Source organism: Rothia sp. HSID18067 (assembly GCF_003989445.1).
Classification (GTDB): Bacteria; Actinomycetota; Actinomycetes; order Actinomycetales; family Micrococcaceae; genus Rothia; species Rothia aeria.
Genome location: NZ_RBMF01000001.1, coordinates 651,176 through 674,165 on the forward strand (window position 1 = coordinate 651,176; position 22,990 = coordinate 674,165).

Below are 22,990 nucleotides of genomic sequence, written 5' to 3' on the forward strand. Positions count from 1 at the left end.
ACCGAGAAGAAAGAAGAACCGTGGAAAAACTGATTCCCACCCTTATCTGCGTTGCCGTGGTGGCGCTGTGTTTCTTCGGTATTTGGCGCGGCTGGAAATCCCGGCTCAAGCGGCAGTCCACAATGTTCGGTTCGCTCAAAGACGTCCCCGAACGCTACGACGGGCTTGAAGCCGATGCGGCGTTCGAGGGGGAGTATGTGAGCACTACGATGTTCGGTGACGCACTGAACCGTGTGGGATTTGACCATCTGGGGTTCAAAACAAAATCCACGCTCCTGATCTACTCGGACGGCATTATTTTCACCCGCAATGGTGCTAAAGACCTGTGGATTCCCGCGAAGAAACTTGCGGTGATTACTACTGGCCAGGGTATTGCGGGCAAAGTGGTTGAGCGTGACGGGCTGCTGCTGATTGGGTGGACGCTTGATGGGCACCGCGTGCAAACCGGGTTCCGCACCCGCTACGCCAGCCAGAAGACAGAGGCGCTTGCACGGCTGCGCGGGATCGCCCCGGAAGCCGTTGATACGTTGGCGGGCTGGTCAGCCGCTAAGGATAGTGTTTTGTAAGGGCCCGCGTTCACCCACCACACGCATATACAGTCAAAAGAATAAATATTCCCCTGTGGCGCCAGTGCAGAACCAGCGGGGGAGTCCACGAGAATAAGAGGAAGAAGAGCATGACAGTATCGACACGCTCCGGCGCGTTACGCACAGACCGCGCCCTGCTCGTCCTGGAAGACGGCACCATCTACCGAGGGTACGGGTACGGGGCAACCGGCGCATCTCTCGGCGAGGCAGTATTCTCCACCGGCATGACCGGCTACCAAGAAACCCTCACCGACCCCTCCTACGCGGGCCAAATCGTGGCACAAACCGCCCCGCACATCGGCAACACCGGAGTGAACACCACCGACGCCGAATCCCGCAAAATCTGGGTCGCCGGGTACGTGGTGCGCGACGCCGCACGTGTTGCCTCCAACTGGCGCTCCGAACGCACCCTCGAAGAAGAACTCATCGAACAGGGTATCGTTGGCATCCAGGGGATCGACACCCGCGCCCTCACCCGCCGACTCCGCTCACACGGGTCAATGCGCGCCGGAGTCTTCTCAGGACGCCAAGCCAACCGACCCGACGAAGAACTCCTCAGCGAAGTACGCGCATCCGAGCCCATGGCTGGCCGTAAACTAGCCGACTCGGTCACCATCGACAAAGCCTACACAATCGAACCGCACGAGCACGGATGGTTCGCACCGCCCATCGCCTCAATTGTCGCCCTCGATTTAGGCATTAAAGCCATGACACCCCAGCGTTTCGCAGAACGCGGTGTGCGTGTGCACGTGCTGCCCGCCAACGCCACCCTGAACGACATTTACGCCCACAACCCTCAAGGCGTATTCTTCTCCAACGGCCCCGGCGACCCCGCAACCGCCGACGAACAAGTAGAACTGCTCAGGGAGGTTCTGCGTAAAGGCACCCCGTTCTTTGGCATCTGCTTCGGCAACCAGCTTCTGGGGCGCGCCCTCGGATTCGGCACCTACAAGCTGCCCTTCGGGCACCGCGGCATTAACCAGCCCGTCATGGACAAAACCACCGGGAAAGTTGAAATCACCGCCCAAAACCACGGGTTCGCCGTCGATGCGCCCCTTGACGGGCCGGTCCAAGCCCCCGTTGAAGAATTTGGGCGCGTAGAAGTATCCCATGTTGGCCTCAACGACAACGTAGTAGAAGGCATCCGCTGCCTCGACATCCCCGCGTTCTCCGTCCAATACCACCCGGAAGCGGCAGCAGGCCCGCACGATGCCGCCTACCTTTTTGACCGCTTCATTGAGCTCATGACCGCCACCGAACACCAGACCGCAAAGGAAGCCTAAATGCCACGTCGTACCGACCTTAACAGCGTTCTCGTCATCGGCTCCGGCCCGATCGTCATCGGCCAGGCGGCAGAGTTCGACTACTCCGGCACCCAAGCTCTGCGGGTGCTTCAGGAAGAAGGGGTGCGCGTCATCCTCGTGAACTCCAACCCCGCCACCATCATGACCGACCCCGAGTTCGCCGACGCCACCTACATCGAGCCGATCACCCCCGAGGTCATCGAAAAAATTATCGATAAAGAACGCCCCGACGCGATCCTGCCCACCCTGGGCGGACAGACCGCACTCAACGCAGCCATCTCCCTGGATGAGCGGGGCATCCTCAAAAAATACGGGGTAGAACTTATCGGCGCGAATATTGCCGCCATTAACCTTGGCGAAGACCGCGAAGCATTCAAAGGCGTCGTTGAACGCGCAGGCGGCGAATCGGCCCGCTCCATTATTGTGCACTCCATGGAAGAAGCGCTAGAAGCAGCTCAAGAGCTGGGCTACCCCATGGTTGTGCGCCCCTCCTTCACCATGGGCGGGCTCGGCTCCGGTATGGCCTACAACGAAGAAGACCTGCACCGCATCGCTGGCGCGGGCATCCAGTATTCACCTACCTCCGAGGTGCTGCTCGAAGAATCCATTCTCGGGTGGAAAGAATACGAACTTGAAATGATGCGCGATAAGAACGACAACGTCGTGGTCGTGTGTTCCATCGAAAACTTCGACCCGGTCGGCGTGCACACCGGCGACTCCATCACCGTAGCACCCGCCCTCACCCTCACCGACCGCGAATACCAGAAACTGCGTGACATCGCCATTAACGTGATCCGCGAAGTCGGGGTTGATACCGGCGGCTGCAATATCCAGTTCGCCGTAGACCCTAAGACCGGGCGCATTATCGTGATCGAAATGAACCCGCGTGTTTCACGCTCCTCAGCGCTCGCCTCTAAAGCAACCGGGTTCCCGATCGCTAAGATCGCAACTAAACTCTCGCTGGGCTACACCCTGGATGAGATTCCGAACGATATTACCCAGAAGACGCCCGCATCTTTCGAGCCGACCCTCGACTATGTGGTCGTTAAGGTGCCGCGTTTCGCGTTCGAGAAGTTCCCCGCCGCTGATCCAACCCTCACCACCACCATGAAATCTGTGGGTGAGGCAATGGCGCTGGGCCGTAACTTCACCGAAGCACTTCAGAAGGCCATGCGCTCGCTGGAGCAGAAGGGGTCCTCTTTCTCGTTCACTGCGGTGGAGAGGACCGAAGAGGAGCTTGCCGAGCTGATCGAGAAGACGAAGGTACCCACCACCGAGCGCATCTACCAGGTGCAGCAGGCGCTTTTGGCCGGTGCCACGGTTGAGCAGCTGTTTGAGGCAACGAAGATTGACCCGTGGTTCTTGGATCAGCTGGTTCTGCTGAATGAGGTGGCTCAGCTGGTGCGCGAGCACCGTGACCACCTTGACCCTGAAATCCTGCAGTTGGCAAAGCGCCACGGCTTCTGTGATGCTCAGATTGCGGAGATCATTGGTTCTTCTGAGGATGTTGTGCGCGGTGTGCGCCACGCTTTGGGTATTCGCCCTGTGTTCAAAACTGTTGATACTTGTGCCGCCGAGTTTGAGGCGTTCACCCCGTATCATTACTCCAGCTATGATGCTGAGGATGAGGTCGCAGACCACGAGACCCCCTCTATTATGATTCTGGGGTCGGGGCCGAACCGTATCGGCCAGGGTATTGAGTTCGATTATTCCTGCGTGCACGCTTCACTGGTGCTGCGTTCGCTGGGGTACGAGACGGTGATGGTGAACTGTAACCCGGAGACCGTTTCGACTGACTACGATGTTTCCACTCGCCTGTATTTTGAGCCGCTGACGTTGGAGGATGTGCTCGAAATTGTTGAATCAGAGCGCCGCACGGGCGGTTTGTTGGGTGTTTTTGTGCAGCTGGGCGGACAGACTCCGCTGAAGCTTGCGAAGGCCCTCAAAGATGCCGGGGTCCCCATTTTGGGCACTACTCCCGAGGCTATTGACCTGGCTGAGGACCGCGGTGAGTTCGCGCGCGTGCTGGAGGAAGGCGGCCTGATTTCGCCAAAGAACGGCACCGCATACACCTTTGAGGGCGCCAAACGTGTTGCCGACGAGATTGGGTACCCGGTGCTGGTTCGTCCCTCCTATGTGCTGGGCGGGCGCGGCATGGAGATCGTCTATGATGAAGCGAACCTTGCACGCTACCTTGAAAACGCGACCGAGGTTTCTCCCTCTCAGCCCGCGCTCATCGATAAGTTCCTGGAAGACGCTATCGAGATTGATGTGGATGCGCTCTTTGACGGCACCGAGCTCTACCTGGGCGGTGTGATGGAGCATATTGAGGAGGCTGGCATTCACTCCGGCGATTCTTCCTGCACTTTGCCTCCAATTACCTTGGGTCCCGATGTGATTGCCAATGTTAAGGAAGCAACCGAGGCTATTGCGCGCGGCACCGGTGTGCGGGGCCTGATTAATATTCAGTTTGCCTACGTCTCTGAGAATCTATTCGTGATTGAGGCGAACCCGCGTGCTTCCCGCACCGTTCCGTTTGTTTCGAAGGCGACCGGCGTGCAGTTGGCGAAGGCGGCCGTGATGATCGGTTTGGGGAAGAGCATTGCCGAGCTGAAAGCGGAGGGACATCTGCCGAATAGCATGGATGGCGCGTCTTTGCCGCAGAACACCGCGATCGCGGTTAAGGCTGCGGTTCTGCCGTTTAGCCGCTTCCGCACCCCTGAGGGTGTGGTGGTTGATTCTCTGCTCAGCCCCGAAATGCGCTCGACTGGCGAGGTTATGGGTCTTGATACCCATTACGATACCGCCTTTGCGAAGGCCCAGGCGGGTGCGGGCTCGCCGTTGCCGACCGAGGGTAAGGTTTTCGTGTCGGTGGCTAACCACGATAAGCGCAATGTGATTATTTACGCCAAGATGCTGGAACAGCTGGGCTTTGAGATTGTCTCGACCGGCGGTACCGCGGATGTGCTTCGCCGCAATGGTGTGAACTCTACGGTTGCTTCCAAATTTGCGGAGGCAAACGGTCAGCATTCAATTGTTGATATGGTGCGCAGTGGTGAAATCGATCTGATTTTGAATACGCCCGCCGGTGGTGCGGCTCGCAGTGACGGCTACGAGATCCGTGCGGCAGCGGTCAGTGTAGGATGCCCCGTGATGACCACGATTTCGGAGTTCGCGGCTGCTGTTCAGGCCATTACCGCGCTGCGTGAGCACAGTTGGGGAATTATTAGTTTGCAGGAGCATAACGAGTACCTGCGCACCGCTAGCTCTGGCGAGCAAGAAGACAGCAACCAGGTGCGTGAGGGGGAGCTCTCATGATCCCATTCGGTGATCGTCTTGCCGCTGCGATGGATGAGTGCGGCCCGCTGTGTGTGGGCATTGACCCGCACCCGAACCTGCTGCAGGCGTGGGGTTTGGAAGATTCTGCAGAGTCTCTGCGTACCTTCACCACGGCTGTCTATGAGGGATGCGCCCCCTACGCCGCAGCGCTTAAACCCCAGGTTGCCTTGTTTGAGCGTCACGGCTCTGCGGGCTTGGCTGTGTTGGAAGAGCTTTTTGCTCGCGCCGCCGGAGACCGGGTTCTGATCGTGGCGGATGCAAAACGCGGCGATATTGGCTCGACCATGAAAGCCTACGCGGATGCCTGGCTTGGCACCTGCTCACCGTTGGGTACGGATTCGGTCACTTTAAGCCCGTACTTGGGGTTTGAGTCGCTTCGCCCCGCACTGGATGCAGCAGCCGCGAACCAGCGCGGAACTTTTGTGCTGGCGCTGACCTCGAACCCTGAGGGTAAGAGCGTGCAGCATGTGGGTAAGACGGAAGATACCGGTGCTGTAGCGAAGCAGATTATTGCCGCAGCCACGGCTGAAAATACCGCGCAGACATGGGAGCGTATGGGCTCGTGCGGCCTGGTGGTGGGCGCTACCGTGGGGGAGGCCCTCCACGATTTGGCGATAGATTTGAGCGCCTTTAACGGCCCTATTCTTTCGCCGGGGTACGGTGCCCAGGGCGCGAGTGCTAAAGACCTGTACCGGGTGTTTGCGGGTGTTGAATCCCAGGTATTGGTGAATTCCAGTCGTGGGGTCCTCTCATCAGGCCCACAGGTTGCCGATCTGGCACAGGCGGCGCAAATGGCTCGTGCGGATCTTGTGGCAGCGCGCGGATAGACAGCTGCCCTCATATACGGTTGGTGCCCGGTGTTCTAAAACCACCGGGCACCAACTGTATTGGGGCGCTTTTATTTTGAAAAATTATTCAGATAGTGTTCAAGAAACTATAACACTCTGATATGGGGAAACAATCTTAATCCTCAGCTCAAAACCTCATAAATATTCAATATTTCACTCTGTTTATTCACCCGTACAATAAGAACCTTTGGCATATTCAACAAAAGTAATACATTCTCTATAGTTTCAATCGATGAAGCCTTCCGGTATAGAGATAGTGGAAACCGCCACTTTTATAGTCTTTAAGCTATCGTGAAGCGCCCTTCGGCAGCTTCGATTCCACAGTATGTTTTTATTTATACTCGCGCTATCTGCGCGGTTAACTTGAAGCTTCTTGATTGGTTCTATCCGTACCAGGGTTTTAATCTTTGGAACATCGCGGAACGGTACTCTCGTCGGGTTTTTGTGGAGGTTGAGGTACCTGAACCTGTCGCTGGTGCGGCGTGGCGCTGCCCCGCGCTCGCAGGCGTTTGTTAGTGTGATTAGTGGATGGAGTGAGTAGTTGTGCAGTGTGAGGCCCTCCACCTACTAAAGTATGTGAACTATGGCACACTCGAAAGGCCCAAACAGGCCGTTTTTCTGGCGTGGAGTTTCTGTGACCAACTATTTCAAAGATTTATAAATATTTTTTCTGCACTGATTTTTCCGCGTATTTCCGCCAAAACTACACCAAATCTTTATAAACCGTAATCCCTAAAATAACGTTTTGGTAAAAATGAGTCGTTCCGGCGTGCTAACTTATAGGCATAGATATTACTTCTTCCGCAGATGGGAGCCCTTCGTGCCGCTATCTCCGTTAACCGAGCAGGCGCGCGCAGACGCGCGTGAGAAAGCACTCTTAGCTCGTACACACCGTCAAGAAATTAAGCAAGCACTTACTAATCGTGAACTTACCGTACGTCAGGTTCTTGACATGATCGACACTGACCCTGCCCTGGCTAAAATGCCGGTGGGGCAGATGCTTCGTGCGCTACCCGGTATTGGGGCCGTGCGGGCTACAAAGATTATTTCTGAACTAGAGATTGCACCAACACGCCGCCTAGGTGGTTTAGGCGTGCACCAGCGGCGTAAAATGGTTGAGTATTTTAATCGTCACACACGCTACTTTGACCGCGCTCGACGGGTCAAAAAGGATAACTAATGACCGCTAAGCCTACTCTTACCGTCTTGGCCGGACCCACCGCTGTGGGTAAAGGCACCGTATGCCAGTACATTCGTGAACACTACCCGCAGGTGTGGTTCTCTGTATCGGCAACCACACGGGAACCGCGGCCGGGTGAAGAGGAGGGCGTGCACTACTACTTCGTCTCTATGGATGAGTTTGACCGCATGATTGATGAGGGGCAAATGCTGGAGTACGCGGTGGTGCACGGTAAAAATAAATACGGCACCCCCCGCGCTAAAGTGCAGCAGGCGTTGGATGCTGGCCGCCCGGTGATTCTTGAGATTGACCTGCAGGGTGCACGTCAGATTCGTAAGTCTATGCCGCAGGCGCAGCTGGTTTTCTTAGCGCCGCCAAGCTGGGAGGAGCTGGTGTCCCGCTTGACGGGGCGTGGCACCGAGTCAGAGCAGGAGCAGCAGCGCCGTCTTGAGACCGCAAAAGTTGAGCTTGCCGCCGAGAGCGAGTTTGATGTGACCGTGGTAAACGATACGGTTGAGCGGGCGGCACATGAAATTGCCCAGCTCATTGGGGCCGAGCCCGCACAGTAGCCCATCTGCTGCCCTGATAGAGTGGGTGTACCTGTTGCCGTGGCGTGCTCAAGCTAACCGCGCCAGGTACAGCCTGTACGTGATTTTTGGGTTGTGACAGGGTAGAATAGTTCTTTAGTTTTGGCTGAACCCGCATCACACGGGTGTCGGCACTGAAGAAGAACACAACATATATTGGAGTTTCTGTGGCAAACGAAACCAAAGAGGACTACAACTTCGTCGATGGCACCGCGCCTGAGGGCATTGTGAACCCCAGCGCCGATGCGCTGATTGAGAAGGCGGAGTCTAAGTACGGCCTGGTGATTTTCGGTGCCCGCCGTGCCCGCCAGATTAATGCATACTACGCAAACCTGCAGGAGAACACCGGTGAGCATGTTGGTCCGCTGGTTGATTCCGAACCGAATGATAAGGCCCTGTCGGTTGCCATGCGTGAGATTATGAGCGATCAGATTGTTGCTGAGCACATCCCCGACGGTCGTTTTGATGAGAACGGCCAGCTGGTACACGAGGACTTCTCGGCAGCTATGCTCGGTATTGATGAGGCTGACTTCATGAGCGCCGCCGTTGAGGAAGAGTACATTCCTGCGGGCACCGAAGAAGTCATTGCGATTGAAGAGGTTGTTCTCGACGACTCCGCTGAGTAAGGATTTTATTTAATACCATGCGCATTATCGTTGGTATTGGAGGGGGCATCGCCGCGTATAAGGCGGCGATGCTCCTTCGTCTTTTCGGTAAAGCCGGGCACGAAGTAATTGCTATGCCCACCAATACCGCCCTTGAGTTTGTGGGTAAACCAACCCTTGAGGCGCTCAGCGGCAACCCTGTGCATACGAGCGTGCTTGAGCAGATTCCGCAGGTGAATCATGTGCGCCAGGCCGAGCTTGCGGACGCGGTGGTTATTGCCCCGGCGACCGCCGATTTATTGGCGCGGTTAGCTTCTGGGCGGGCTGATGATTTGCTGTCTGCTACGGTGCTGACCACGCATGCCCCGGTGATTCTTGCCCCGGCAATGCACACGCAGATGTGGGAGCATCCGGCCACCCGGGAGAATGTGCGTATTCTGCGTGGGTACGGGTATCACCTGATTGAGCCTGCCGTGGGCCGTTTAACGGGGCCAGATTCTGGTGTGGGGCGCCTGCCGGAGCCTGAAGATATCTTTGAGGCGGCACAGCGTGTAATTGCAGAGTTCCCGAAAGGGAAGGAGCATCCTTCGCAAACTCCGGGGTACGCGCCAACGCACCCGGTGCACGCTGGTTCAACGGAAGACTCTGACAGTTTATCTGCGCCAAGCATAGAACCTGAGCCTGGGATTCTGGCGGGTAAACGCATCGTTATTACCGCCGGGGGCACTCGGGAGGCGCTGGATCCGGTACGTTTTTTGGGGAACCGTTCAACCGGTAAACAGGGCGTAGCGTTGGCGCAGGCTGCCCGCGATATGGGCGCTTCGGTGCACCTGATTGGTGCGAACCTTGAGGTGCCCGCCCCCGACGGTGTTGAGCTGACCCGTGTGGTGAGTGCCGCCGACCTGCAGCGGGCGGTGCTGAAGTCTATCTCCGGGGCGGATGCGTTGGTGATGTCCGCGGCGGTGGCCGATTTTCGCCCGGCGGATTACGCTGAGTACAAGATTAAGAAAACTGCTGACCCCGACGATAACCCGGTAATTCGCCTGGCGCGTAACCCGGATATTCTGCGTGAGGTGGTTCAGCGCCGCCAGCAGCTGGGGGGCGGGCCGCGCCTGATTGTTGGGTTTGCCGCCGAGACCGGTTCACCAGATAAAACCCCGCTTGAGCTGGGGCGTGAGAAGCTTACCCGTAAAGGCTGCGACTTTTTGGCGGTGAACACGGTGGGTATCAGTCAGGGGTTCGGAACTGATGAGAACACTGTGACGCTGATTTCTTCCCTCACTGATGAAGCCCCCGTTTTTTCGGGGTCTAAAGGGGAGGTATCACGGGGTATCCTCACCACCCTTGCCGCATATTTATGAGCTTCTGTGCGCAGTTGTAGCGTCACAGTCCGTAATATTTGTGACAAGACTTCATAACGGCCCCGTGCACTCCTCGTGCCTGAGAAACAGAGTAGAGTAAAGACCATGAGCACTAATTCCCATTTGCGCCTGTTCACCAGTGAGTCGGTGACTGAGGGCCACCCAGATAAGATTTGTGACCAGATTTCAGATGCTATTCTTGACGGCATTATTGCCCAGGACCCGGTGGCGAACGTTGCCGTTGAAACAATGGTGACAACCGGTCAGGTTCATGTTGCCGGTGAGGTAACCACTTCTAGTTACGTTGAGATTCCAGCGATTGTGCGTGAAACAATCTTGGGTATTGGTTATGACTCTTCAACCCGTGGTTTTGATGGTGAGTTCTGCGGTGTCTCGGTATCGATTGGCGAGCAGTCACCCGATATTAATGCGGGCGTGTATGAGTCGCTTGAGGCCCGTACCGGTGTAGCCGTTGATGACTATGACCGGCAGGGCGCGGGAGATCAGGGCATCATGTTTGGGTATGCTTCGAACGAGACGAACGTGTTCATGCCCGCCCCGGTGTGGCTGGCGCATCGGCTCTCTGAGAAGCTGACAAAGGTGCGTAAGAACGGCACCCTGGTGAATCTGCGACCCGACGGTAAAACCCAGGTAACGCTGGGGTATGACGATAATAACACCCCGGTTTCGGTGGATACGATTGTGGTCTCTACACAGCACACAGCTGACTATGATCTTGCCGATTTGGCGGCTGATGTGAAGAACCAAGTGATTTTGCCGGTGCTCTCCGGGCTGGACCTTGATACCTCGAACACGAAGTTCATTATTAACCCGGCGGGCCGTTTTGTGCAGGGCGGCCCCGTGGGGGACGCAGGCTTGACCGGCCGTAAGATTATTGTTGATACCTACGGCGGCTCGGCGCGGCACGGCGGCGGTGCCTTCTCGGGGAAGGACCCGTCAAAGGTGGACCGCTCGGCAGCGTACGCCATGCGCTGGGTGGCGAAGAACGTGGTCGCGGCCGGGCTAGCGGATCGGGCTGAGGTTCAGGTAGCGTACGCTATTGGCCAGGCATCCCCGGTGGGCCTGTACGTTGAGACGTTCGGTACTGAGAAGGTTGATCCGGCGAAGATTGAGAAAGCTATTCGTGAGGTCTTTGATTTGCGGCCGCTGGCTATTATTAATGACCTTGATCTGCGCCGCCCCATCTATAAGAAGACCGCCGCGCACGGCCATTTTGGGCGCACCGAACCGGAGTTCACGTGGGAGCGTCTTGACCGTGTTGAGGCTCTACGTTCGGCGGTGTCAGCCTCGTAATGCCGTACCCCGCTGACGAGCGGTTAAACGCCACTTCTGGTGCGCGTGAGCAGCAATCCCTGCAGCAGCCTGATCTGTTGCAGGGATTTCCTGCCATTGCTGATGCCCTGTATGCTTCTGCCCCCAAGCCGCCGCAGGACCCTCATGAGGCTCTTGCGGCTAGTGGCGTGCCGTTCCCGGTGGCGCGGGTGCGGGTTGATAGTACGTTGCCGCATCTTGATAGGGTGTTTGATTACCGGGTGCCTGAGAAGGTGAGTGAGGATGCGGTGCCGGGTGCGCGGGTGCGCGTGCATTTTAATGGGCAGCGGGTGAACGGCTTTATTGTGGAACGTGCCGAATCTACAGATTATCCACAGCGCCTGTTGCCCCTACTAGCGGTGCTTTCGCGGGTTCCGGTGGTTGCGCCCGAGGTTTTTGAGCTGGCTGAGGCGCTGGCTGACCGGTACGCTTCAACGGTGGCGAATGTGCTTCGGTTGGCGGTGGCGCCGCGTATTGCCGCACTGGATAAACGTTATGAGGGGCACCTGCCGGGGTTCTCTGAGCTGGCCGGTTTGGATAATAGTGACCCTGCGGGGGAGAACGCCCCGGATACGAATAATTATGCAGATGGTGCTGAAGAAGCACCCGACCCGCCCGAGGCGACGACGGGTAACGCCGATGCTGCCCAGATTGAGGCGGTGCGTGCGTTTCTGCTGGGCGGGTTCGCCCCGTTTACTGCGGATCCGCCCGGGCTGTGTGATACGTCGGCTTTTGACGACTACGAGAACGGCCCGGAGTTTATGGCCGATCTGGCGGATGGGGAGCCAGCACGCGCGGTGTTGAGTGTGCTGCCGGCGCATCCTGAGAATGATTGGGCTGATCTGTTGGCGGTTGCACTGGTGGCGTGCGCGGCGGGTGGCCGTGGCGCTATTGCGGTGGTGCCCGATCAGAAAAGCCTTGACCGTCTTGAGGCGGCGCTGAGTGCGCGCGCGCCGGCGGGTTTGTTTGCACGGTTGAGCTCTGGGGAGGGGCCGCACAGCAGGTATCACGCCTATGTGAAGGCACGGCTGGGGCTGGTTCCTATTGTGATTGGTACACGTGCGGCTGCGTATGCGCCAGTGGCTCACCTGGGGCTGGTGGTGTGTTGGGATGATGGGGATTCCTCACTGGTGGAGCGCCGCGCCCCGTACTGCCATGCGCGTGATGTGCTGCTGCTGCGGGCGCAGGCTGCGGGGGCGGCGGCCCTGTTCGCGGGGTATGCCGTCAGTAGCGAGGCGGCGCGGCTGGTGCGTACCCGCTGGGCGTCTCACCTGGTGGCGCCGCGGCAAGTGGTGCGTGAGTTTTCGCCGCGGGTGCATTCGACGGGGGATGAGTACCAGCTGGCGCGTGACCCGTTGGCGGCGGTGGCGCGTATTCCGCAGTTGGCGTTTATTGAGGCTCGTAAGGCGTTGCAGCGTGGCCCGGTGCTGGTGCAGGTTGCACGCGCTGGGTATGTGCCGTCGTTTTCGTGCCAGTGGTGCCGTATGCCTGCCAGGTGCACGGTGTGCCGTGGCCCGCTGGCGCTTTCGCATGGTTCGGCGGTGCCGGGGTGCGCCTGGTGCGGGCATCTGGCGCAGCAGTGGCGGTGCACGGAGTGCGGTTGTGAACGGTGGCGTTCTGGTGCTGTGGGTGCGCTGCGCACAGCGGAGGAGCTGGGGCGGGCGTTCCCGAACGTTCCGGTGGTTTCTTCGGCGGGGGATCATGTGCGTGCCTCTGTGGGGGCTGAGCCTGCGCTAGTAGTGGCCACCCCCGGGGCTGAGCCGGTTGCCGAGGGCGGCTATGCTGCGGCGCTGCTGCTGGATGCGGATGCGATGCTGCGTTTTGATTCTTTGCGTGCCCCAGAGGCCGCGTTGCGGCGCTGGTTTAATGCTGCGGCGCTGGTGCGTTCTGCGGCGCAGGGCGGGGTTGTGGTGACAACAGCGTCACCCTCGCCGGTGGAGCAGGCGCTGGTGCGGTGGGACCCAGCCGGGTTCGCCCGGTTTGAGCTGGATGAGCGGTCACAGATTGGGCTGCCCCCGGCGGTACGCACGGCGGCTATTACGGGCGCTGAGGATGATGTTCAAGCGTTCCTGGCGGAGCTGAACCTGCCAGAAGGTGTACGCGTGACCGGGCCTGTGCCGCTGGATGAAGTTTTCTTCGCGCACCAGCATTCCGCACCTGCCGGTGTCGAGGGCGGGGGAGAGGGCGATATATCTGAGCCTTCACCCTCAGGGGCCGAGGATGCAGTACCTGGGGACTGGCGCGCTATTCTCTTCTTCACCTATGCGCAGGCGCCGCAGGTTACCCATGAACTGCGTTCCGTGCGTGCGGCGCTCTCGGCACTCAAGCGTGTCGGGGCGGTGCAGGTTCGTTGTGATGGGCTGGATGTGGTGTAACCAGTAAGTTCTACCCGAGATAATATTTACTTTACTCTAAAAGTTATAGAAATATTTCATGTATATATGAGGTCTTTCTTGATGTTCCCCCAACCTTTTTGTTAAAATTTCGCTGTTAAGTTTTTGTGTAGTCATACAGTAAAAAATTAGTAAAAGATACTGTCACCTGGAGGAAAAGTTGATACTTGAACCAAACAACGATATTTACGAGGAAGAAATAGAAACACTAACTTCTGAAGAGAAGGAAGACTTAGAATATGACGAGGACTTCTTAAAAAGCATATCACATACAAGTAATGATTTCGACGTTTATGGACTCGTGAGGCGACTCAATAATAATTCTATCATAGTTCCTCGTTTTAATATGAAAAGGAACGAGGATATTGATTCCGAAAAATTTCAGCGCGGATTTGTCTGGAAGAAGAGTCAGATCGACCGTTTTATAGAATCAGTTCTCATGGAATTTCCAATTCCAGGGATATTTCTAGTAAAGCAAAAAAATAATAAAAATCTTGTTCTTGATGGTCAACAACGTCTCGAATCGCTCCGAATTTTTCTAAAAGAAGGGCATCGTCTTGGATATGGAAATATAAATCCATCTTTCCAGGGAAAAACCTTTGATGAGCTACCTGAAGAATACCAACGTTCATTTGAAGACTACACTATTCAAACAACTACTATTCAAACGTACCCATTAGGGGATATATCTTCTATATATCAAATATACGAAAGAATAAATGCAGGAGGGACCCAACTAAGTGCCCACGAAATTCGTATTGCCTTATTCTCAGGGCCTATAGTTGAATACATTTCGGAGTTAAATGACTTAGAAGAGTGGAGGGCTCTATATTCTGAGAATACCAACAAACGTCTTAGGGATCATGAACTTATCTCCAAGATTATTTCTTTTTACCTTGATTATAAAAGTTACGATAAACCTCTCAAAAAGTTTATTAGTGATTTTTATCAAAAGAATAAGGAAGAAGTTTTGCAAAATACGCTAGAAGCAGGAGAAATTTTCAAGAAGGCCTGCAAAATCATAAAACAAAGTAAGATCGGGCGAGATGCTTTACGTCCCACCGGAAAATCCATTAATAATGCATGGTCTGATGCGATGTTTGTTGGCATTATGAATCGCATAAAAGATGACCCTCAGTATTCCATTGTAGATTTCGAAAATGATTACAAAAATTATAGCAATATCGAGCAATCATTTTACGTAAATTGCTTCCGTGGGGCCACCTCAGATCGACCAAAGGTTGATATGCGAATGGATTATGCACTGAAATGCTTTGCCTCAAAAAGTGATGAAAATGATTAATGATAATACCTTTCCATCAGTAGATGTCCAATACAGCCGCAACTCGGTTAAGAAGGTTATGGATTCTCTTGATGCCGCACTGGATTGGCAAAGGCGAAACCGCAAGAGTGAGAATGACGTTTTCTTGGAAATGATGGATGATATTAGAAGTGATTTATCTAAATTTCTTATAATTAGATCATGTGGGTATTTAGAGAAAACCTTGCTTGAAGCTAGTAGAGTTTTTGCATATCATCAAGCATCTCCTGGAATTCGCGATTATATATCTCATCTTGAAACAAAATGGAAGTCAACAAAAGCGGATTCGGACAGAATATTGAAAATTGTAAGTTACTTATCTAATAATGATCTTGACGAAAATTTTAAGAATATTATTGATGATAACAGTACAGAAATAAAGTCGATGATTACATATCGAAATAAAATCGCCCACGGAACTAGTGAACAAAGTACGCCTGATACAGCTATTAGGCTCGCTGAATGTGCTCTAAAAGTAGGAAAGGAGATTGAGCGGCAACTTAAGAAAGAATTGTGTAAAATTAAGAGAAACTAAATATAATTATATTTAGTTTCTCTTATGGTAGATGTTCCACAACCCTAACCAGCTTCAACGCCGAGTCGCGCCACGAGTAGTGCGAGGCATCCTGCAAGCCTTTGAGGATGGCGCGGTTACGTACCGTGTCGTTTTCGAGGGAGCGGATCGCCTCAACCCAGGCGGGTGCATCTGCCTGCGGGTCTTCGGTGACGGAAGCGAGAACGGCGTGCGGGGCGATCTCGCGGAAAATATCGATATCGCTAATCACGGCGGGGCAGCCGGCCGCCTGTGCTTCCACCACGGGCAGGCCGTACCCCTCAGCTCGTGAAGCCGTCACCAGTGCGTGCGCAGACTCCAGCAGCTCCGCATACTCTTCATCAGAGACCCCGTTGTGCACCACCACGTTCGAGCCTGCCGCCAGGGGAGAGAGCAGCCCCTGCTCTTCAAGCTCGGCGCGGCGCGCATCCGGCATTTTTGACAGCAAATGCAGCGTGTACCCCGGCAGCTCACGCATGGCGTACAGCAGAGTCTCCACATTCTTATAGGGCATGAACGAGCCCATATACACCAGGTGCCTGCTCGCGCCCTCAGCCCGTGACTTTGCACGGCGCAGAGCCTCGTCCTCACTCACCACCGACCCCGGCTGCGGGGCGTTCGGCACCACGTGCAGCGGCTTCTCCGTCAGTCGGTGCTCACGAATCAGCCGTGCCGTAGACTCCGAAACCGTCACCACGGCATCGGCCCGGTTCAGCAGCATACGCTGCGGTGTGTAGCTCTTATGGAACAGCCGCCACCCCGCCCGCACCGGCGCAGGCAAAAATCCCGGAGGGGTCGGGTGGTCGTAATAAATCAGGTCATGCAGGGTCAGCACCAGCTTGAACTTACGCCCCACAGACCCGATCGTCTGCATGGGTGAAAACACCACATCCGGCTTATACTTATTCAACTGAAGCGCCGCAGTCGGCTCCAGGGGGCCGGTCGGCGAACAAATCTTCACATGCGGCAGATCAGGCAGCATCTGCAGCTGCCGTTCATCACTAATCACCATCACCAGCTGCAGATCAGCAACCTCAGGGGCACCGGAATCCATCAGGTCCTTCAATGCCCCCAGTAGTGAGGCAGTGTACCGGCTAATACCATCATGAAAACCAATGCGCGTATACCGGGCGTCAACCATAAGCTTCACAGAGGAGCCTCCTTCAGGCAGTCAATAACGGGGGCAGTGTAGTTGGCGGCTAAAACTCTTCACGCACAAAATCGGCGATCAGCCGTGCCGCCAGGGTGGGAGTCTCATAATGAATCAGGTGCCCAACCTCAGGGATCAAATCAAAACGCTGACCCGGGGACTGCGGGCGCCCCTCAAGAGCCTCAAACATGGCGTCCGCCGTCTCCACTGTGCCAAGGTCATCATCCTCAGCCACCAGCATCTGCACCGGCACCCTAATCTGCGGGGCATACTGCGCCGCAGTTTTCGAAATCGACACCCGGTACGCCTCAAGCACACCTCTCCGGGACGCGAAAGACCCAAAATACGCCGCATGCTGCCCATTAATGAACCGGCGCATCAGCGGGTCTTTCGAACGCATCATCACCTCACTGGTAGCGCGCGTAATCAGCTGCGACCGCAGCAGTGCATAGCCCATCCGCTCCGGCAAAGACGCACCCACCCAGTAATAGAACGACGCCAACGCGGGGCCAGCCTGATGCTTCCCCTCAAGGGCTGGTTCACTAATAGGGTTAATCAGGCACAGCCTGTCCAGCGTCTCAGGGTGCGCAGCCGCATAGGCGGCAGCCACAATCGACCCGAACGAGTGGCCCACCAGAAGAACCTTCTGCCCAGAGGCAACCCGCTCAATCAAAGCGTGAAGCCACTGCACATAGCTCTCAATACTCACCTGCCCGCTCAGCTCATCAGAGCGGCCAAACCCCGGCAAATCCGGGCTAATAACATCCGCCCCAGGCATGAGCGCCAACAACCGGTTCGCAATAATCTCAAGCCCATGATGATCCCCACGGAACCCGTGCACCATCAGAACCTTCGGAAAATCCTTCGAATAAAAAACACCCGTATTCATACCCAGCCCGTACTGCCAGTAGCGGGTGCGGACCCCCGCCAAAACAGCCTCATGGCAGGTGCCAGGAATCAGGGGGCCAGGCACACCTTCAAGCACAGTCGCGGGAGTAGTCACAGAAAAACCTTCCGGCCGAAAGAAAACAGGAATACCCTTCATCCTACGGGATGTAGCTGTGTATGTGCTGAATAACACGAAAACCCCGCCACCGCCCGCGCCCATCTTCTGAAAACCGAGACGGAGCGGCACATATAAAGAAACGTTTCTCGGTTCACGCTAAAATAGACAGGTTAGGTTGGTGCCAGCCCGGACGATCCCCCGCGAACCCGCCGAGTGCAGAGCGCCAGCACAGTACGGAACCAACACACGAAGGAATCGCAGTGTCTGCTGAGGTAGAGACCGAACGCACCGAAAACGCGTACGACTTCCGGGCGCAGGAAGCAAAATGGCGCCCCTACTGGGAGAAAACAGGCGTGTACAAGCCCACCGGCAACGCCCCCAAAGGCCGCCGCTACGTGCTAGACATGTTCCCGTACCCCTCAGGCGACCTGCACATGGGCCACGCAGAGGCATTCGCCATTGGAGACATGAACGCCCGCTACTACAAACAATGCGGCTACGACGTTCTGCACCCCATCGGCTGGGACTCCTTCGGCCTGCCCGCAGAAAACGCTGCCATTAAGAACGGCACCCACCCGAAAGAGTGGACCTACAAGAATATTGACACGCAGGCAGAATCCTTCAAACGCTACGCTATCGCCGTGGACTGGGACCGCCGCCTGCACACCTCAGACCCCGAATACTACAAGTGGACCCAGTGGCTTTTCGAGCAGTTCTATAAGAAAGGCCTGGCGTACCGCAAAGACTCAATGGTGAACTGGTGCCCCAAAGACCAGACCGTGCTCGCAAACGAGCAGGTGGTTAACGGTGCCTGCGAACGATGCGGCACCACGGTTACTAAGAAGTCGCTGAATCAGTGGTACTTCAAGATCACCGATTACGCCCAGCAGCTCCTGGACGATATGGAGCAGCTTGAGGGTAAATGGCCCGAGCGTGTGCTGCTGATGCAGCGCAACTGGATCGGACGTTCCGAAGGTGCCGAGGTTCGTTTCGAAATTGAGGCTACCGAGGCGCAGCCTGCCGAATCCTTCACGGTCTTCACCACCCGCCCGGACACCCTCTACGGTTCAACCTTTATTGTTGTTGCCGCAGACTCTGCCTTCGCCAAGCAGATTGTGGCCCCCGAGCAGGCACAGGCGCTAGAAGACTACCGTGAGCAGATTAAGGCCCTCAGCGATATTGACCGCCAGTCATCTGAGCGTGAGAAGACCGGCATGTTCACCGGGCGATACGCAATCAACCCGCTAAACGGTGCGAAACTGCCGGTGTGGGCCTCCGATTACGTACTTGCCGATTACGGTACCGGCGCTATTATGGCGGTGCCCGCGCACGATCAGCGTGACCTTGATTTTGCCAAGAAATTTGACCTGCCGATCGTGACGGTGCTCGATGTTGAGGGTGCGGAAGACCCTGCCGAGTCGGGTATCGCCACTGCGGGCGATGGGGTGCTCATTAATTCTGGTGAGCTGACCGGCCTTCCTAAGGCAGAGGCTATTGCGAAGGCCACCGAGCTGGTTGAGGCCGCTGGAACCGGCGAAGGTAAAGTTATTTACCGCCTGCGTGACTGGTTGCTCTCGCGCCAGCGTTTCTGGGGTACGCCTATTCCCGTGATTCACTGTGAAGACTGCGGCGAGGTACTGGTTCCTGAGGAACAGCTGCCGGTTCTGCTGCCGGATAATCTGCGCGGTGAACAGCTGGCACCCAAAGGACAGTCGCCCCTTGCTGCCGCCGACGATTGGGCTGTGGTTCCCTGCCCGAAGTGCGGTAAGAGCGCCCGCCGCGATTCCGACACGATGGATACCTTCGTGGATTCCTCCTGGTACTTCCTGCGCTATGTTTCACCCCGCTACGCTGACGGCCCCTTCGACCCGCAAGCGATCAGGGAGTGGGGCGCAGTCGATATGTACGTGGGCGGTGTGGAACACGCCATTCTGCACCTGCTGTACGCACGTTTCTTCACCAAGGTTATTCGCGATCTGGGGCTGATTGAGCACGGCGAGCCGTTCAAAGCCCTCATGAATCAGGGGCAGGTTCTCAACGGCGGTAAGGCCATGTCGAAATCGCTCGGCAACGGTGTAAACCTGGGTGAGCAGCTTGATCAGTTCGGTGTGGATGCGGTGCGCACCACCATGATCTTTGCATCCCCGCCCGAAGATGATGTGGACTGGGCGGACGTTTCGCCCGCTGGTTCGCAGAAGTTCTTGGCGCGCGCGTGGCGTGTTGCTCAAGACGTTACCTCCGAACCTGGCGTGGATGCGGCATCCGGCGATGCGAACCTGCACAAGCTGGTGGCGCGTACCGTACACGACGTGAAGCAGCTTCTTGATGCGGGCAAGTTCAACGTGGTGGTCGCCAAGACTATGGAGCTGGTGAACGCTACCCGTAAAGCTATCGATTCGGGCGCCGGGGGAGCAGACCCCGCCGTGCGCGAAGCCGCCGAGACCATCGCAATCTTGTTGTCGCTCTACGCGCCGTACACCGCCGAGGACATGTGGCACGCCCTGGGGCACGATAACCCGGTACTGACCGCAGGTTTCCCGCAGGTGGATGAATCCCTGCTGGTGGATGATACCGTCACCGCAATCGTGCAGATCAAGGGTAAAGTGAAGGCACGCCTTGAGGTATCCAAGGATATTTCTGAGGCTGAGCTCGAACAACAAGCCCTGGAGGATGAGACCATCGCGAAGCTGGTGGAAGGCTCCGAAATCCGTAAGGTGATTGTGCGAGCCCCTAAGCTGGTGAATATCGTCATCTAGCGTTTTCAGAACGTTAATGCGGTGCCGCCGGAAGAAAACCCGAAAAGTGTTTTCTTCCGGCGGCACCGTTCTTTTTAGCCGTGTCTTTTTAGCTATGATGAGAAAGTCGGTCAGCGCAGAAAACACCGCATTTTCAAGATTCAGGAGGGTGCTCTATGGGACGCATCGCCATTGTGACAGACTCAGCCGCCGCCATTACCCCTGAAGAACTAAAGGAGCGGCAAAAACGCGGCGGCTTTGCCGTGGTACCCATGCCGGTAGCCATCCAAGAAGCAACCGTGCGCGCAGGAATCCGGGGGCCCCGAACCGAGACAAACACCCGCGATGTGACTGGCCTGGGCCCCGAAGAGATGGACGAAGCCATCCTCATGGCGCATGTTCTGGGGAACACGGTCAATACCTCCGGCCCCGCACCTGGTGTTTTTGCCGATACCTACGACGCTCTCGTTGACGAAGGGTACGAGCATATTCTGTCGATACACCTTTCAGGAGAGCTCTCTGGAACCGTTGAAGCCGCTCGGGTAGGTGCGCAGCTTTCTAAAGCGCGAGTGACCGTGCTCGACTCCCGCACTATTGCTGGGGCCTACGGGCACGCGGCACTGCACGCCCACAAGGTGGCCGATACCTGCGACACCCCTGAGGAGCTCGCCGAAATAGTCACCAGCATATGCGCCGCAACCGATATTTATTTCTACATTCCCACTCTTGATGCGCTCCGCCGCGGGGGCCGTGTCTCGCCCGCCTTAGCGATGGTCGGGCAGATGTTCCAGATTAAGCCCATTGGCACGGTTGCAGATGGAAAGCTGACCTATGTTGAGCGGCCCCGCACCGCAACACGTGCGAAAGAACGCCTCACGCAGATTATTCGTGAAGCCTGCGCAAAACACCGCTCAGTGAAAAAACCGCCTGCGGATGCGGCAGCGAAACACGGCGTGCGGCCAACCGGTCACGTGGTGGCACTGCACCATATGGGCAACCTTGCAGAAGCTAAAACCCTGCAAGAATCCTTGGGTGCATACGCTTTGGATGCCGCTCTTAGCCCCCTGCCGCCCGTGTTGGCCGCGCATTCAGGCCCAGGTGCTCTAGCGGCAATCGTGTACTAAGCCCATTACCGGTTCGTAGGGTCATAAACCGTCATATTCAGGGTGTGCGCGGTTCTTGGCTGTGTATAAGTGCAGCTTTCAGATGTGAATAACTATTTTTGGTAACTAAAATCAGGTTTTTATCCACATATTTACTATTTGCCTAATTTTAATACCTTATAAAGCAGTAACCTGGGCACATGAACGAGCCTAACCACACCACAGCACACCCTAACGGTGAGACGAACATCCCGCCCGAAACCGCCCCGGGCACAGCGTACCGTGAGCAGAAAACACCCCGCCCCAATGCGGCTGCACCCGGTGACGGCACCCCAACGGAACAGGACGACGATCCAACCCTCGCCCTCAACCGGGAACAGCTCATCCCACGCGCTGCGGGCCCCGAAACGGAAGAGCCGCAAGAGCTGTCCCCAGAGCCTGAGCCAGAAGACAAGCAGCGGGACGCGGCCGCCCACTACCTTGACCGCATCCGCGAGCGCAGCACCCCACCGGCTGAAACAGCGCACTACAAGGCGCTGCACGACGACCCCGATCCCCACGCCACAACGCCACCTGAGGATGAAGGTGACGAGCTAGCTCGTGAAGAACCCGGCGGCTACCGCACCACCTACGCCAGGAGTCTTGATGAGTACCCGGATTATTTGGAGGAGTACTCACGCCCCCGCCGGGTTTCTGCGCAAGAAGAACCGGAAGAGCCCTATAGGGATCAAGACCCCTCCGGGCTGATTACGCGCCGTGACTATTTCCCGGACGAGTGGGAAGAGTACGCCCCAAGGGGTAACCGGTCGATCCGCAGCTATGTTAGTCCCAAAGCTCTTATTGCGTTGGGGGTGGTGGCGTGCGTGATCACAGTGTGGGCTATTTTTCAGATGGGGGCCGCGCCGAGGGCGTCAGAGGCCTCTGAGCCGACGGCTCCGCACGGTGGGGTGGAGCAGTCCCAGCCCGCCCCGCAGCGCAGTGCATCCGCTTCGACTGAACCCTCCCATACGGCGCAGGGGAGTGCGGCACCGAACCCTGAGCCGAGTAAAGGTACGATCCGGGTGCATGTGGCCGGTGCAGTGAAGGCTCCGGGGGTGCATACGCTCCCTTCGGATGCGCGGGCTGTTGATGCGCTCACCGCCGCCGGCGGGGCCACCGGTGAGGCAGATTTAAACCGGGTGAACCTGGCGGGTTCCCTCTCCGACGGGGTGCAGCTGTATATTCCGAAGGAGGGCGAGGAAATTCCGCAGGCGCCCGCAAACGGGGGTGCCGGTGGCTCCGGTACGGCTGGGGCTAGTCAGGGCGCGCCCAAACCGGCTGCTGGTGGGGCGTCTGCGAGTGCCTCCGCTGGGGCTAAGGGTTCGGCAAGTGCGGCCTCGGGCGGGCAGGTGAACCTGAATACGGCCACCGCCGAGCAGCTGCAGACTCTTCCGCGTATTGGCCCGGCTTTGGCTGCCCGGATTATTGCGTGGCGTGATGAGCACGGCGGGTTCAAGAGCGTGGACGAACTGGACGCTGTTCCCGGTATTGGTCCGGCGATGATGACTTCGCTTCGTCCGCTGGTGACGGTGTAATGGCGCACCGGG

At 56.8% G+C, this 22,990-nt stretch carries 17 protein-coding genes; 15 read left to right on the forward strand and 2 right to left on the reverse strand.

Annotated elements, in window-relative coordinates; genetic code table 11:
* Positions 1 to 20: 20 nt before the first annotated feature.
* From D8M23_RS02905 to D8M23_RS02960, 12 genes are all read left to right on the forward strand, one after another.
* The gene (locus D8M23_RS02905) at positions 21 to 566 is read left to right on the forward strand and encodes a PH-like domain-containing protein (protein ID WP_126853599.1); all 546 of its coding nucleotides are present in this window, start codon (positions 21 to 23) and stop codon (positions 564 to 566) included.
* A gap of 110 nt (positions 567 to 676) precedes the next feature.
* Positions 677 to 1,870: a glutamine-hydrolyzing carbamoyl-phosphate synthase small subunit gene (gene carA / locus D8M23_RS02910; protein WP_126853601.1), complete on the forward strand. Its 1,194-nt coding sequence runs from the start codon at positions 677 to 679 to the stop codon at positions 1,868 to 1,870.
* Entirely contained in the window at positions 1,871 to 5,209 is a 3,339-nt protein-coding gene (gene carB / locus D8M23_RS02915; protein ID WP_126853603.1) for a carbamoyl-phosphate synthase large subunit, read from the forward strand.
* On the forward strand, positions 5,206 to 6,057 hold the full coding sequence (pyrF, locus tag D8M23_RS02920; RefSeq protein ID WP_126853605.1) for an orotidine-5'-phosphate decarboxylase: 852 nt from the start codon (positions 5,206 to 5,208) through the stop codon (positions 6,055 to 6,057). Before carB ends, pyrF begins: the two co-directional genes overlap by 4 nt.
* Positions 6,058 to 6,898: 841 nt before the next feature.
* Positions 6,899 to 7,258: an integration host factor, actinobacterial type gene (gene mihF / locus D8M23_RS02925; RefSeq protein WP_006887219.1), complete on the forward strand. Its 360-nt coding sequence runs from the start codon at positions 6,899 to 6,901 to the stop codon at positions 7,256 to 7,258.
* Complete coding sequence (gmk, locus tag D8M23_RS02930; protein WP_006887171.1) at positions 7,258 to 7,827, forward strand: guanylate kinase; 570 nt, start codon at positions 7,258 to 7,260, stop codon at positions 7,825 to 7,827. Before mihF ends, gmk begins: the two co-directional genes overlap by 1 nt.
* 185 nt (positions 7,828 to 8,012) lie before the next feature.
* Positions 8,013 to 8,471 (forward strand): DNA-directed RNA polymerase subunit omega, encoded by a 459-nt coding sequence (rpoZ, locus tag D8M23_RS02935; protein ID WP_037234483.1) that lies wholly within the window; start codon positions 8,013 to 8,015, stop codon positions 8,469 to 8,471.
* Positions 8,472 to 8,488: 17 nt separating this feature from the next.
* Positions 8,489 to 9,811: a bifunctional phosphopantothenoylcysteine decarboxylase/phosphopantothenate synthase gene (locus tag D8M23_RS02940; protein WP_126853606.1), complete on the forward strand. Its 1,323-nt coding sequence runs from the start codon at positions 8,489 to 8,491 to the stop codon at positions 9,809 to 9,811.
* Positions 9,812 to 9,916: 105 nt separating this feature from the next.
* Positions 9,917 to 11,125 carry a methionine adenosyltransferase gene (metK, locus tag D8M23_RS02945; RefSeq protein ID WP_126853608.1) on the forward strand — a complete coding sequence of 403 codons (1,209 nt, stop codon included), beginning with the start codon at positions 9,917 to 9,919 and terminating at the stop codon, positions 11,123 to 11,125.
* A complete protein-coding gene (locus D8M23_RS02950) occupies positions 11,125 to 13,518 on the forward strand; it encodes a primosomal protein N' family DNA-binding protein (protein ID WP_126853610.1) in 2,394 nt (797 codons plus the stop codon). The genes metK and D8M23_RS02950 overlap by 1 nt, the downstream gene beginning before the upstream one ends.
* A 178-nt stretch (positions 13,519 to 13,696) precedes the next feature.
* On the forward strand, positions 13,697 to 14,839 hold the full coding sequence (locus tag D8M23_RS02955) for a DUF262 domain-containing protein (protein WP_126853611.1): 1,143 nt from the start codon (positions 13,697 to 13,699) through the stop codon (positions 14,837 to 14,839).
* Positions 14,832 to 15,392, forward strand: coding sequence for a HEPN domain-containing protein (locus D8M23_RS02960; protein ID WP_126853613.1), 561 nt, complete (start codon positions 14,832 to 14,834; stop codon positions 15,390 to 15,392). The genes D8M23_RS02955 and D8M23_RS02960 overlap by 8 nt, the downstream gene beginning before the upstream one ends.
* A 22-nt stretch (positions 15,393 to 15,414) precedes the next feature.
* Here D8M23_RS02960 and D8M23_RS02965 read toward each other — a convergent pair whose 3' ends face one another.
* Both D8M23_RS02965 and D8M23_RS02970 read right to left on the reverse strand, forming a co-directional pair.
* Entirely contained in the window at positions 15,415 to 16,560 is a 1,146-nt protein-coding gene (locus tag D8M23_RS02965) for a glycosyltransferase family 4 protein (protein WP_126853615.1), read from the reverse strand.
* Between the two features lie 49 nt (positions 16,561 to 16,609).
* Complete coding sequence (locus D8M23_RS02970; protein WP_172425674.1) at positions 16,610 to 17,563, reverse strand: alpha/beta fold hydrolase; 954 nt, start codon at positions 17,561 to 17,563, stop codon at positions 16,610 to 16,612.
* 257 nt (positions 17,564 to 17,820) lie between these two features.
* Between D8M23_RS02970 and leuS the strand changes: the two genes are divergently transcribed.
* The 3 genes from leuS (at position 17,821) to D8M23_RS12060 (ending at position 22,978) form a co-directional block, all read left to right on the forward strand.
* A complete protein-coding gene (gene leuS / locus D8M23_RS02975; protein ID WP_390896157.1) occupies positions 17,821 to 20,322 on the forward strand; it encodes a leucine--tRNA ligase in 2,502 nt (833 codons plus the stop codon).
* Positions 20,323 to 20,477: 155 nt separating this feature from the next.
* Positions 20,478 to 21,425, forward strand: a complete 948-nt coding sequence (locus D8M23_RS02980) for a DegV family protein (RefSeq protein WP_037234470.1) — start codon at positions 20,478 to 20,480, stop codon at positions 21,423 to 21,425.
* A gap of 179 nt (positions 21,426 to 21,604) precedes the next feature.
* Positions 21,605 to 22,978, forward strand: a complete 1,374-nt coding sequence (locus tag D8M23_RS12060) for a helix-hairpin-helix domain-containing protein (protein ID WP_126853618.1) — start codon at positions 21,605 to 21,607, stop codon at positions 22,976 to 22,978.
* The last annotated feature ends 12 nt before the right edge of the window (positions 22,979 to 22,990 follow it).